Raw genomic sequence first — 377 nt, forward strand, 5'->3', positions numbered from 1 at the left:
TCGAGGCGGACCGCATCGAGCGCATGGTATCGGGCATCGTGCGGCAGCTCGAAAGCTCGGGCGAGACGGAAATCCCCTCCTCCGCCATCGGCGAACTGGTGATCGAGGGTCTCAAGGGGCTCGATCCCGTGGCCTACGTGCGTTTTGCTTCCGTCTACCGCGATTTCCGCGAGGCGGCCGATTTCCAGGAAGTGCTGAGCGAAATCGCGCGCGACACTCCCGAGGTAGAAGCGGCAATGCCGGTGGCCAACGGCCAGGCAACCGCCGCCAAGCGGCATTGAGCGATGCCGGGCGGAGCCGCCAGTGACCCCAATCTCAAGTACATGGACCTCGCCGTGCGCATGGCGCGGCGCGGGCTCGGCCAGACCGGCTCGAAC

Annotated in this window: 1 protein-coding gene; it reads left to right on the forward strand. The window is 66.6% G+C overall.

Translation table 11 applies throughout. The features are described from left to right. Window positions 1–281: ATP cone domain-containing protein (locus EJ063_RS20745; protein ID WP_244225223.1), on the forward strand; the 281-nt coding region annotated here is incomplete at its 5' end. Between the last annotated feature and the right edge of the window lie 96 nt (window positions 282–377).

Source organism: Vibrio aquaticus, from assembly GCF_003970385.1.
Classification (GTDB): Bacteria; Pseudomonadota; Gammaproteobacteria; order Enterobacterales; family Vibrionaceae; genus Vibrio; species Vibrio aquaticus.